At 61.4% G+C, this 11,474-nt stretch carries 11 protein-coding genes, 1 pseudogene and 1 riboswitch; of the genes and pseudogenes, 7 read left to right on the top strand and 5 right to left on the bottom strand.

Annotated elements, in window-relative coordinates; translation table 11 throughout:
* Positions 1-52: 52 nt before the first annotated feature.
* The 7 genes and pseudogenes from panD (at position 53) to AC1DYO_RS27135 (ending at position 5,990) form a co-directional block, all read left to right on the top strand.
* A pseudogene (panD, locus tag AC1DYO_RS27105) lies at positions 53-498 on the top strand (aspartate 1-decarboxylase).
* 108 nt (positions 499-606) lie between these two features.
* Positions 607-723: riboswitch (TPP riboswitch) on the top strand.
* Between the two features lie 103 nt (positions 724-826).
* Positions 827-2,662 (top strand): phosphomethylpyrimidine synthase ThiC, encoded by a 1,836-nt coding sequence (gene thiC, locus AC1DYO_RS27110; protein ID WP_477267484.1) that lies wholly within the window; start codon positions 827-829, stop codon positions 2,660-2,662.
* The gene (thiO, locus tag AC1DYO_RS27115; protein WP_477267485.1) at positions 2,659-3,660 is read left to right on the top strand and encodes a glycine oxidase ThiO; all 1,002 of its coding nucleotides are present in this window, start codon (positions 2,659-2,661) and stop codon (positions 3,658-3,660) included. Before thiC ends, thiO begins: the two co-directional genes overlap by 4 nt.
* Positions 3,629-3,826: a sulfur carrier protein ThiS gene (gene thiS / locus AC1DYO_RS27120; RefSeq protein ID WP_095486993.1), complete on the top strand. Its 198-nt coding sequence runs from the start codon at positions 3,629-3,631 to the stop codon at positions 3,824-3,826. Before thiO ends, thiS begins: the two co-directional genes overlap by 32 nt.
* 3 nt (positions 3,827-3,829) lie before the next feature.
* Complete coding sequence (locus AC1DYO_RS27125; protein WP_477267486.1) at positions 3,830-4,603, top strand: thiazole synthase; 774 nt, start codon at positions 3,830-3,832, stop codon at positions 4,601-4,603.
* Entirely contained in the window at positions 4,600-5,205 is a 606-nt protein-coding gene (locus tag AC1DYO_RS27130) for a thiamine phosphate synthase (protein WP_477267487.1), read from the top strand. The genes AC1DYO_RS27125 and AC1DYO_RS27130 overlap by 4 nt, the downstream gene beginning before the upstream one ends.
* Positions 5,196-5,990, top strand: a complete 795-nt coding sequence (locus AC1DYO_RS27135) for a hydroxymethylpyrimidine/phosphomethylpyrimidine kinase (RefSeq protein WP_477267488.1) — start codon at positions 5,196-5,198, stop codon at positions 5,988-5,990. The genes AC1DYO_RS27130 and AC1DYO_RS27135 overlap by 10 nt, the downstream gene beginning before the upstream one ends.
* Before the next feature lie 202 nt (positions 5,991-6,192).
* Here AC1DYO_RS27135 and AC1DYO_RS27140 read toward each other — a convergent pair whose 3' ends face one another.
* The 5 genes from AC1DYO_RS27140 to AC1DYO_RS27160 form a co-directional block, all read right to left on the bottom strand.
* Entirely contained in the window at positions 6,193-8,646 is a 2,454-nt protein-coding gene (locus AC1DYO_RS27140; protein ID WP_477267489.1) for a GcvT family protein, read from the bottom strand.
* A 62-nt stretch (positions 8,647-8,708) separates the two neighbouring features.
* Entirely contained in the window at positions 8,709-9,446 is a 738-nt protein-coding gene (locus AC1DYO_RS27145) for an SDR family oxidoreductase (RefSeq protein WP_477267490.1), read from the bottom strand.
* Positions 9,446-9,889 carry a MaoC/PaaZ C-terminal domain-containing protein gene (locus tag AC1DYO_RS27150; RefSeq protein ID WP_477267491.1) on the bottom strand — a complete coding sequence of 148 codons (444 nt, stop codon included), beginning with the start codon at positions 9,887-9,889 and terminating at the stop codon, positions 9,446-9,448. The genes AC1DYO_RS27145 and AC1DYO_RS27150 overlap by 1 nt, the downstream gene beginning before the upstream one ends.
* Before the next feature lies 1 nt (position 9,890).
* Positions 9,891-10,298, bottom strand: coding sequence for a Zn-ribbon domain-containing OB-fold protein (locus AC1DYO_RS27155; RefSeq protein WP_477267492.1), 408 nt, complete (start codon positions 10,296-10,298; stop codon positions 9,891-9,893).
* Positions 10,295-11,473 (bottom strand): thiolase C-terminal domain-containing protein, encoded by a 1,179-nt coding sequence (locus tag AC1DYO_RS27160; RefSeq protein ID WP_477267493.1) that lies wholly within the window; start codon positions 11,471-11,473, stop codon positions 10,295-10,297. The genes AC1DYO_RS27155 and AC1DYO_RS27160 overlap by 4 nt, the downstream gene beginning before the upstream one ends.
* Position 11,474: the final 1 nt, after the last annotated feature.

Below are 11,474 nucleotides of genomic sequence, written 5' to 3' on the forward strand. Positions count from 1 at the left end.
CCGCCCAGAGGATGGCGGGACAAGTCATCCATGATGATGGGAAACAAGACCAATGCGAAAAATAGTCGCCGGTAAGCTGCACGGCATCCACGTCACCGAAGCGAACCTCGACTACCACGGCTCGATAACACTCGACCCTGACCACTGCGAGGCAGCCGGGATCCTGCCGATGGAAGTCGTGGAGATATGGAACAAGAATTCCGGTGCGCGGATTTCGACCTATGTCATTCTGGGCGAACGCGGCTCCCGATGCTGCATTCTCAACGGGGCGGCGGCCCGCGCCTGCCAGCCAGACGACCAGATCATTGTCTGCAACTCCATCTACCTGGACGAATCACCTCGTTGAAGCCGCGGATCATCACCTTCGACCAGGACAATCACATGCTCGATCGCCTGAGCTACTCCGTCGATCTTGACGCACATGGGCGTTACAGCTTCTCGATCCTTGACGAGGCGAATGAGGCTTTGGCCATTCCTGCGCTGGTCTCCGGCGCGTGACTTCCTCTCGATATTTGCCCGTGCTTTGCGCGGGGGTTCGTTAGTCGCCGATCACCGCCGCAGGTGGAAATGCGCTTGACAAAGCAGTGTCGGCTCGGTCAATTCGAAAACATTCACCAGGGGAGTCCCGGCAAGGGGCTGAGATACTGCTGGCTATCGCGGCGCAGTGACCCGTTGAACCTGATCCAGTTCATACTGGCGTAGGGACGGTGCAAGCGCTTTGCGGGAGTTTACGCCCGAGGTCCTGTTTCGGCAGGTCGACAGAAGCGTCTTTTCATCCTTCCGGCACAGAACTGGGTCTCCAATGCATGAGCAAAGGAGCCTCACGATGAATGCCCTCACCCCAGCCGTCTCAACGGGACCGCTGCCTGCCTCACGGAAAATCCACAAGCCTGGCGTCCTCCATCCGCACATCAAGGTGCCGATGCGCGAAATCTCCGTCCATCCTACGGCGGGCGAACCGCCTGTCATCGTCTACGATCCGTCAGGTCCCTATACAGACCAGACTGTCGAAACCAGCATCGAAAAAGGCCTCGCCCGGCTTCGCCATGAATGGATCAAGGCGCGGGGCGATGTCGAAGCCTATGACGGCCGCCATGTCCGGCCGGAAGACAATGGATTCGCGGTAGGCGAGCGCCTGACGCCGGAATTTCCCATTCGCAACCGGCCGCTCAGAGCCAAGGCCGGCAAGGCGGTGACACAGCTCGCCTATGCGCGCGCCGGCATCATCACGCCCGAGATGGAGTTCGTCGCAATCCGCGAAAACCTCGGCCGCGAGGTCCTGCGCGGCAAGCTGCCGCGCGACGGCGAAAGCTTCGGCGCGGCCATTCCCGATTTCGTCACGCCGGAATTCGTGCGCGACGAGGTGGCACGCGGACGAGCGATCATTCCAGCCAACATCAATCATCCCGAGAGCGAGCCGATGATCATTGGCCGCAATTTTCTGGTCAAGATCAACGCCAACATCGGCAACTCCGCCGTCACCTCGTCGATGGCCGAAGAGGTCGAAAAGATGGTCTGGGCGATCCGCTGGGGCGCCGACACGGTGATGGACCTGTCGACTGGCCGCAACATCCACAACATCCGCGAATGGATCGTGCGCAATTCACCGGTGCCGATCGGCACGGTGCCGCTCTATCAGGCGCTCGAAAAGGTCAACGGCATTGCCGAGGACCTGACCTGGGAGGTCTACCGCGACACGCTGATCGAGCAGGCCGAACAGGGCGTGGACTATTTCACCATCCACGCCGGCGTGCGGCTGCACTACATCCCGCTGACCGTTGGCCGGGTCACGGGTATCGTTTCGCGCGGCGGCTCGATCATGGCCAAATGGTGCCTGCACCATCACCGGGAAAGCTTCCTCTACGAGCATTTCGCGGAGATCTGTGACATCTGCCGCGCCTATGACGTGTCCTTCTCGCTCGGCGACGGCCTTCGTCCCGGCTCGATCGCCGATGCCAACGACGCGGCGCAATTCGCCGAACTGGAAACGCTCGGCGAGTTGACGCAGATCGCCTGGGCGAGGGATTGCCAGGTGATGATCGAGGGGCCTGGCCACGTGCCGATGCACAAGATCAAGGAGAACATGGACAAGCAGCTCGCTGTCTGCGGCGAGGCGCCCTTCTATACGCTTGGACCGCTGACGACCGACATCGCGCCGGGCTATGACCACATCACCTCAGGCATCGGCGCCGCCATGATCGGCTGGTTCGGCACCGCCATGCTCTGCTACGTCACGCCCAAGGAGCATCTCGGCCTTCCCGATCGCAACGACGTCAAGATTGGCGTGATCACCTACAAGATCGCCGCCCATGCCGCCGACCTGGCGAAGGGCCATCCGGCAGCGAAAGTCAGGGATGATGCCCTTTCCCGCGCGCGCTTCGAGTTCCGCTGGGAGGACCAGTTCAACCTGTCGCTCGATCCCGAAACGGCGCGCTCTTTCCACGACCAGACCTTGCCCAAGGAGGCGCACAAGGTGGCACATTTCTGCTCGATGTGCGGACCGAAATTCTGCTCCATGCGCATCTCCCACGACATTCGCGCCGAAGCACAGAAGGAGGGCATGGCGGCGATGGCGGCGAAATACCGTGAGGGTGGCGATCTCTACATGCCGGCTGACGAGACCGGCGTAGCACTCATGCCAGAGGCGCCGAAACCATCATGAGGGTGTTGGTCAAAGGGGCCGGCGTCGCCGGCCTCACCGCGGCCTTCGAACTCACCGCCCGCGGCGCGACGGTCACAGTCGCCGAGATCCGGCATGGTGTTGGCGGCAATGCATCGTGGTTCGCCGGCGGCATGCTGGCGCCATGGTGCGAGCGTGAAAGCGCCGAGCAGCCGGTGCTGGATCTCGGACGTGACGCTGCCGACTGGTGGGATGCGGTGCTGCCGGGTCAGGTGACACGGGCCGGAACACTGGTCGTGGCCATGCCGCGTGATGCCGGTGAGCTTGACCGGTTCGCCAGTCGCACGTCGGGGCATCGGCGTGTCGATGAAGACGAAATTGCGATCCTGGAGCCCGGCCTCGCCGGCCGCTTCCGGCGCGGATTGCTGTTTCCCGATGAGGCTCATCTCGACCCGCGCCAGGCGATGGCGGCACTTCAAGGCAAGCTCGCCGCCATGGGTGTCGAATTCCACTTTGGCGCCGACGCCGGGCATGTTTCCGGTTTCGATCGTCAGATCGACTGCACGGGATTGGCAGCAGCCGATGACAGGCTGCGCGGCGTTCGCGGCGAGATGCTGATCCTGCGCACGCCTGATGTCTCGCTGTCGCGCCCGGTCAGGCTGCTGCATCCGCGCTTTCCGCTTTATGCGGTGCCGCGTGCCGACACGCAGTTCATGATCGGCGCGACGATGATTGAGAGCCAGTCCGGCGGGCCGGTCACGGCGCGTTCCATGATGGAGCTGCTGGGTGCCGCCTATGCCCTCCATCCGGCCTTTGGCGAGGCCGAGATCGTTGAAACCGGTGTCGGCGTTCGTCCGGCCTTTCCCGACAACCTGCCCCGCGTCGAAACGAGCGGAGACACCGTCGCGATCAATGGGCTCTATCGCCACGGTTTTCTCCTCGCCCCCGCCATGGCGCGCCAGGCTGTCGACCTGGTTTTCAATCAAGACGGACCCAAGGAACCTGCTCATGAAACTGATGGTCAACGGCGAAGCGCATGAGGTTGCCGCCACCACGCTGGCGGAGCTGCTTGCCGCGCTCGACTATGAGGGCGATTGGCTCGCCACTGCCGTCAACAGCGACCTCGTGCACAAAGCCAACCGGGCGGAATTCCAGTTGAGCGACGGCGACCGGATCGAAATCCTCTCACCCATGCAGGGAGGCTAGACCATGTTCGAGCTTTATGGAACCGAGCTTCCGTCGCGTCTGCTTCTCGGCACCGCTCAATATCGTTCGCCGACCATCCTTGCCGAGGCGGTCAAGGCGTCGGGCACGTCGGTGGTGACGGTCTCGTTGCGCCGTGAGATGGCAGGCGGCAGGGCCGGCGAAAAATTCTGGTCGTTGATCCGGTCGCTGGGTGTCAGAATCCTGCCCAACACTGCCGGCTGTCACTCCGCCAGGGAAGCGGTCACGACCGCGAAAATGGCGCGTGAGGTCTTCGGTACGAACTGGATCAAGCTCGAAGTGATCGGCAACCACGACACGCTGCAACCAGACGTGTTCGGCCTTGTCGAAGCCGCCCGCATCCTGTGCGAGGACGGTTTTGATGTATTCCCCTATACCACCGATGACCTTGTCGTCGCCGAGCGGTTGCTGGAGGTGGGCTGCAAGGTCTTGATGCCGTGGTGCGCACCGATCGGTTCGGCGCTCGGGCCGGTCAACATCACGGCGCTGCGTTCGCTGCGCGGACATTTCCCTGACGTCCCGCTGATCGTGGATGCGGGGCTCGGACGGCCGTCGCACGCGGCCACCGTCATTGAACTCGGCTTTGACGCCGTGCTCCTGAACACGGCGGTCGCCAAGGCGGCCGATCCGGTCGGCATGGCGCGTGCTTTCGGCAAGGCGGTCGACGCCGGTCGTGAGGCTTTCAGTTCGGGAATGCTCGAACCGCGCGACCTCGCCGTGCCATCGACACCGATGATCGGCAAGGCCGTTTTTTCATGAAGCTCGATCCCTTCTACCTGATCGTCGACAGCTCTGCCTGGATCGAACGGCTGGTGCCGCTCGGCGTGAAGCTGGTGCAGCTTCGCATCAAGACCATGGATGAGGCCGGCTTGCGCGCGGAAATCCAGAGGACGAAGGCCTTTTGCGCCCAACACGAATGCCAACTCATCATCAATGACTACTGGCGGCTGGCGATCGAGGAAGGTTGCGACTTCGTCCATCTCGGCCAGGAGGATCTGCAAACCGCCGACCTCGCGCGGATTCGGGCAGCCGGTCTAAGGCTTGGACTGAGCACACATGATGATGTCGAACTGGAAATCGCTGTTGCCGCCGGGCCCGACTACATCGCGCTCGGCCCGATTTATCCGACCATCCTGAAGAACATGAAGTGGGCGCCGCAAGGGGTCGAACGGATCAGCGAGTGGAAGCGCCGGGTCGCACCGATTCCCCTGGTCGCCATTGGTGGTCTCAACCCGGACCGGCTCGACGGTGTCTTTGCGGCTGGCGCGGACAGCGCGGCGGTGGTCACCGACATCACGCTGAACGACGACCCCGAAGCGCGCACGCGAGAATGGATCGAAAAGACAGGCCGATGGCGCTGAGGCGAGACCCTTATGTGCTCGTCGTCGGTGGGTCGGACTCCAGCGGCGGAGCCGGAATTGCGCGCGACATCGAGACGATCTCTTCGATTGGCGTGCGCACCTGTCTTGCCGTTGCCGCGCTGACGGTGCAGACGCACGAAGCCGTCATGGAAATCCATCCTTCGCAGCCCGATCTTGTGGCCGATCAGATGCGCGCCGCGCTGCAGGCCAACACGGTGGCAGCCATCAAGATCGGCATGCTCTCAACGGCCGAGATCGTTGTTGCCGTTGCCGGCGTGCTCCGCGAGAATCCGCAGGTGCCGGCAATCCTCGACCCCGTGCTCGCCTCGACCTCAGGCCGGGCGTTGCTGGAAGCAGATGCCATCGCCGTCATGAAGCGCAGTCTGATGCCGCTTTGCCGTCTCGTCACGCCCAATCTCATCGAACTGGCGCTCCTTGTTGGCTCGGAACTGGCGATGGATGAAGACAGCGCGGTGTGGCAAGGCCAGGAATTGCTGAACGCCGGAGCGCAGGCCCTGCTGATCAAGGGCGGCCATGCATCGGGACCTCGATCAACCGATGTTCTGTTGCGCTCCGATCACGAACCAGTCCGCTTCGACACACCGCGTCTGGCTACGTCGATGCGCGGGACGGGATGCATGCTGGCCAGTGCGATTGCGGCGCATATGGCGAAAGCGAGCCCACTCGAAGACGGCGTGCGCGAAGGCAAGTTGTTTGTTTTCGAGAAGCTCCAAGGGAAGAAGTCGAATAACGGTGCTTTGTTTGGGGCACGGCTCTGCGATTGAGGCGATGGCAGCTATCAAAAGGGCATTTGATCCGACATATATCATGAGTCCGGGACGACACTTCCGATCGCTTCCGGCGACGGCTGATCCGGCGACGCAGCCTATTTTTCACCCGAGATTGCATCCTTGCGGCACCAACAAAGGCGCCGGTCCTTTGTGTGGTCCTGGACAGCCCGTGCTGTAGAAAGACCGCCGGGTAGTGCTATTGGTTACGCACGCGATGGTTCTGCGGATCGTACCAAGGCCCCAACTGAACTTCCACAGGGTGACGCTCCATAGCAATCTCGACCTCCCATTTTCCAGCGGCAAGCCACTCCTTGGTCACGCCATCGGCATTATTCACATAGCCGAGCCCAAGTGAGGCGCCAATTCGGTGTCCGTAGGCTCCAGATGTAATGGAGCCGACCAGGTTGCCATCGCGCGCAAGCGGCTCGTGATGATAGAGCATCGGCATGTCTGGACCGCCCGAGAGCTTTACCTGAACCAGTCGGCGATTGATCGGCCCGTCGCATTTCTGCTTGACGAGAGCATCCCGGCCAAGAAAGCCACCGGGCTTATCGAGCGCGACGGCGAAGCCCACACCACCATTGTAGGGCGTGTCCTCCTCGCCCATGTCATGACCCCAATGGCGATATCCCTTTTCCATGCGCAGGGAATTCAGAGCGAAGAAGCCGCCGGGTCGAAGCCCCAGATCTCGTCCGGCCTTCATGATCTCTTCGTAGACATGCGCGGCAAACTCACTCTCTACATAGATTTCATAGCCGAGTTCACCGACGAACGTCAGCCGGCTCGCACGTACACGCGCATAGCCAAGATCTATTTCGCGGCTCGTGCCGAAGGGGAATGCCTGATTGGTGAAGTCGTCCGGCGACAGGCGCGACATCAGTTCACGCGTCTTTGGGCCCATCAACGCAATCATTGGCAAGCCCGAGGTGACATCTGTGATATGTACGTGAGCGCCTTCTGACAGATGCCTTTTGAACCACGTCAGATCGCGTCGCTGCGAGACCGCCACCGTGACGATGAGGAATGCATCTTCCGCCAGGCGCGTAACCGTGACGTCAGCCTCGATGCCGCCAGCCTCGTTCAGCCACTGCGTATAGACGACGCGACCGATACCAACATCGCAGTCGCCGGCGCAGATCCAATTCATTGTCTTGAGCGCGTCGGGACCCTCGACCCGGTACTTCACGAAACAGCTATGATCAAACAGTGTCACATTCTGTGACGTGTTGTGGCATTCGGCACCGACATTGGCGAACCAGCTTGGGCGATAGTAAGAATATTCGATGTTGGCGACTTCTTCGGCGGTGCCGAAGAACCCAGGCCGTTCCCAGCCCGCCGTTTCGGTCATGAACGCACCCGCCGCGACCAGCCGGTCATGGAAGGGCGAGCGCCGCACGCCGCGCGCGGAGACGAACTGCCGGCCCGGCCAATGCATATCGAAATTGAGGCCCAGGGTCTCCACGGTACGATGCTCTAGGTACTTGCGGTTTCGCTGGAAGCTTTGTGTGCGACGCACATCAACATCAATCAGTTCGACCGGCGGCCGACCATCGCGGATCCAGGAAGCAAGCGACTTTCCCACCCCGCCCGACGACAGGATACCGAGCGAATTGAAACCGGTGGCGCAGTACAGGCCAGAAACTTCAGCCGTCTCGCCGAGCAGATAACGGCCGTCCGCGGTGAAGCTTTCGGGTCCGTTGAAAAACAGCTGCATGCCAGTTTGCGCCAGCAGCGGCACGCGACCGGCCGCGGTCTCCAAATGCGGCGCGATGTGGTCGATGTCGTCTGGAAGCGCGTCGAAGCAGAAGTCCCTCGAGATGCCGTTTTGACCCCATGGTTTTGCAACCGGCTCAAAAAAGCCAACGAGCAGCTTTCCGGCATCTTCCTTATAGTATGTCCACTCGTCGCCGAGGAACATAACGGGAAGATTGCGTGGCAGATCGGGAATTGCCTCGGTGACCACGTAAAAGTGCTCAGCCGCGTGGAGCGGTATGGTTACCCCGATCTCGGCAGCCAGATCGCGCGACCACATTCCGCCGCAGATCACCACGGTGCGCGCATCGATCCTGCCGTGCTCCGTCATTACCCCCACAGCACGGCTATTCTCAACGAGGATGCGTGTGACCGGCAGGTTCTCGATGATACGCACGCCTCCGCTGCGGGCGCCTTTCGCGTAAGCCATCGTCACATCGGCCGGGTTGACCTGGCCATCGTGCGGGAACCAGAAACCGCCGACGATCCCCTCGATGTTGACGGGAGCCCAACGTTCCTTGATTTCGCCTGTTGTCACCGCTTCGACCGGCAAGCCGAAATTGCGGCCCATGGAAGCGCCCCGGGCAAGTTCTTCATAGCGTGCGGAGGTCGTGGCAACGCGCAGGGAACCGTTTCGCTTGAAGCCGGTTGCCTGACCGGTCTCTTCCTCAAGATGAGCGAACAGTTCGCCAGTGTACTTCGCCAGTTCGGTCATGCGTTGCGTTGCGCGCAGCTGAGTGACCAAGCCTGCAGCATGCCAAGTGGTGCCGCACGTCAATTGACGGCGCTCGCAAAGCACCACATCCGTGATGCCGAGCTTTGTAAGGTGATAGGCGATCGAGCACCCGGCGACCCCACCGCCAACGATCACGACGTCAGCCTTGGAAGGAATATTCATGACTCATGCCCTTGATTTTGTCGTTCGGCCCGGCGGTCCAGCAGGCACCAACAATGCGAGTGTCAGATGATCGAGCCACCATTCACGCCGATGATCTGGCCGGTGACATAGCTTGCGTCGTCGGAGAGAAGGAATGCGATCACGGAAGCGATTTCCGATGGGTCCCCCTCCCGGCGCATTGGGATGTTCTGCAGCCAGCTTTTGCGGACATCGTCCGGAACCGCTTCGACCATCGCCGTCGTCACTGTTCCGGGTGCGACCGCGTTTACCCGCACGCGATGGCGCGCGTGCTCGAAGGCTACGGTACGGGTCAGACCCACAAGTCCAGACTTGGCCGACGAATAGTTGGACTGTCCGAACGCCCCCCACCGTGCTTCCGACGAAAGATTGACAATGGATCCGCCCTTGGCGGTCATGTGGGGAACCGCAATTTGGCAGCCCAGCCAAGGTCCTCGCAGATTGACATCGATCACGTCATTCCAGTCCGCATCTTTCATCTTTAGAAGCGAGCTGTCGCGCGTCATGCCTGCGTTGTTGACGAGCCCGTCTATGCCACCGAACGCGTCGACCACACGCCCGATGCATTCACTCCAGCTTTCACGGCTTGTCACGTCCAGTGACAACGCCAGGCCCCGGCCGCCTGCAGCCGAAATTGTTTCGGCCACCTGCTCAGCGCCCGCAAAATTGCGGTCCGACACCGCCACGACCATCCCCTCTTGTGCGAGGCGTTGCGCAGTGGCTCTGCCGATGCCTTGTGCCGCGCCCGTGACGACGACGACTTTGTCTTTCAGGCCACGCATCACGCTGCTCCACCAATCAGGTATCTGTTGTATCCGGACTGCACGGTCTCGCCTTTTTGATTGGTCACCGTGACTTCAACTTCGACGACACCTTTCGACGGGTCCTTAGATGTCGGCTTCTTGGAAGCCACACGGTAGTTCTGCTGGATCCGATCGCCCGGCAACACCGGCAGAAGCATCTTTCGTTGCGTCTCCAGGAAAGCGAGGATCTTCCAACTGTCCAACTCTCCGCAGCGCAGTCCTTCACCGATGGCGTGAACCAAAAGTCCGTGCGCGATGCGGGTTGGATATGGGGTGTTCGAGCGAACCCATTGCTCGTCCATGTGGAGAGAATTGAAGTCGCCTGTGACCCCGGCGAAGTTGACGATATCGGCTTCGCATACCGTGCGGCCTACGGATCCGTATTCGGTACCGACCTCGATCCTGTCGAATGTGATTTCCATACTAGACCTTTGTGAAGCAGGGCATGATCAGCCCAGGGTGAATTTCGCGGAAAACAACCGTGAGGTTCATGTCGCAGCGGAGTTCCTCCTCTGGAACATCCACGATCCAGGACGTCATGCGTGGCCCTTCGGCCAATTCGACGACGGCCAGGGTGAAGGGAACGTAGCTGGCGAACTGTGGATGAACGGAGCGCTTCACGATCGTATAGGAGTAAAGCGTCGCCGCGCCCGACGCCTTGACCCATTCGGGCTCCCGGTCGGGAGCACCAACGACGTGGGCGCGTGGATAATACTGAAAGCGTCCACTGGCCGGATCGCGTTGCAGGAGGAGCGTGCCGTTCCTCGCGGCGTCGAACCAGACTGTGGACACAGCGTCCTGGACGGGAAGGATCGAATCCAGTTCGGTCATGCTGCGTTCCCCAAGATCAGCGTGGCGGTGGCGGAGAGCCAGCCACCGGTTCCGTTGACGAGGCAAAGTTCGGGCGAACGAAGTTGCAGTCCGGGGCTTTCACCTCTCAGCTGGCGCACCGCTTCGATCACGGCATACATGCCGCGACGCCCGGAATGGTTGGACGAAAGACCGCCGCCGTCCGTATTGATCGGTAGGCGCCCCTCGGGGCCGAGCTGGCCGCTGGCGACAAAATCGCCAATCTCGCCGCGTTTGACAAATCCGAGGGCCTCCAGCGTCAATGCCACGGTGATCGTGAAGGAGTCGTAGATCTGGGCGACACGGATATCCTCCGGCCCCAGTCCAGCGCTGGCAAAGGCGCGGCGACCGGAGTACTCGGCGGCCGTGGTTGTAAGGTCGGCCATCTGGTTTATCTGCCCGTGGCTAATTGCTTCGCCAAAACCGAGAACCGCAGGGCCACTGCGTCGTGTATCTCGCGCTTGTTCGCGCGATGTCACGATGATAGCACCGCCGGAATCGCTGACCACGCAGCAATCGAGCTTGTGCAGGGGTGTGGAAATCACGGGCGACGACAAAACGTCGTCGACGCTGATCAAGTCGCGATACATGGCATGCGGATTGCGGTTGGCGTATGCCCGCATCTGCACCGCAATTTGCGCCAATTGCTCCGGCTTTAATCCGAACTGGTGCATGTAGCGGGTCGCCGCAAGCGCATAGGCCGAGATCGTCGACACGCCGTACGGGACCTCATATTGGCCTGGACCCGTGGGGCCTGTATTGAAGTCGCTAGCCGGCAGGCGCCAAGATCTTCCTGAGGCGGCGTAGCTGATGACGGCCACCTTGCAGAGGCCGGCCCGGATGGCAGCAACGGCGTTGCCGACGTGGCTCAGCGTCATTGCTCCTCCGATGTCGGTGCTGCACAGCCACGAGGGGCGTAGACCGACATATTCCGCGACCTCGACGGCGGATAGCTGCCAGCCAGCTTCGGCTGGAAACGAAGCGGCCGTAGCAAAGCCATCGACATCGGCGACGGTCAGGCCCGCATCCGCCAGCGCTCCTGCGATCACCTCCGCGTGGATCTGGAACGGATGGATGTCGGGTGCTTTTCGCCGTGGCGATTCATACGCACCGACAATGCAGGCAGAGCCGCTTGGAAAACTGTCGTTTGCGCTCATT

This window comes from Mesorhizobium sp. P2_F5, from assembly GCF_056403715.1.

Bases quoted from the DNA above. Each gene is read 5' to 3' on its own strand.
- AC1DYO_RS27135 (WP_477267488.1), top strand. From the start codon at position 5,196: ATGGCGCTGAGGCGAGACCCTTATGTGCTCGTCGTCGGTGGGTCGGAC.
- thiC (WP_477267484.1), top strand. From the start codon at position 827: ATGAATGCCCTCACCCCAGCCGTCTCAACGGGACCGCTGCCTGCCTCA.
- AC1DYO_RS27160 (WP_477267493.1), bottom strand. From the start codon at position 11,473: ATGAGCGCAAACGACAGTTTTCCAAGCGGCTCTGCCTGCATTGTCGGT.
- AC1DYO_RS27125 (WP_477267486.1), top strand. From the start codon at position 3,830: ATGTTCGAGCTTTATGGAACCGAGCTTCCGTCGCGTCTGCTTCTCGGC.
- AC1DYO_RS27155 (WP_477267492.1), bottom strand. From the start codon at position 10,298: ATGACCGAACTGGATTCGATCCTTCCCGTCCAGGACGCTGTGTCCACA.
- AC1DYO_RS27145 (WP_477267490.1), bottom strand. From the start codon at position 9,446: ATGCGTGGCCTGAAAGACAAAGTCGTCGTCGTCACGGGCGCGGCACAA.
- AC1DYO_RS27150 (WP_477267491.1), bottom strand. From the start codon at position 9,889: ATGGAAATCACATTCGACAGGATCGAGGTCGGTACCGAATACGGATCC.
- AC1DYO_RS27140 (WP_477267489.1), bottom strand. From the start codon at position 8,646: ATGAATATTCCTTCCAAGGCTGACGTCGTGATCGTTGGCGGTGGGGTC.
- thiS (WP_095486993.1), top strand. From the start codon at position 3,629: ATGAAACTGATGGTCAACGGCGAAGCGCATGAGGTTGCCGCCACCACG.
- AC1DYO_RS27130 (WP_477267487.1), top strand. From the start codon at position 4,600: ATGAAGCTCGATCCCTTCTACCTGATCGTCGACAGCTCTGCCTGGATC.
- thiO (WP_477267485.1), top strand. From the start codon at position 2,659: ATGAGGGTGTTGGTCAAAGGGGCCGGCGTCGCCGGCCTCACCGCGGCC.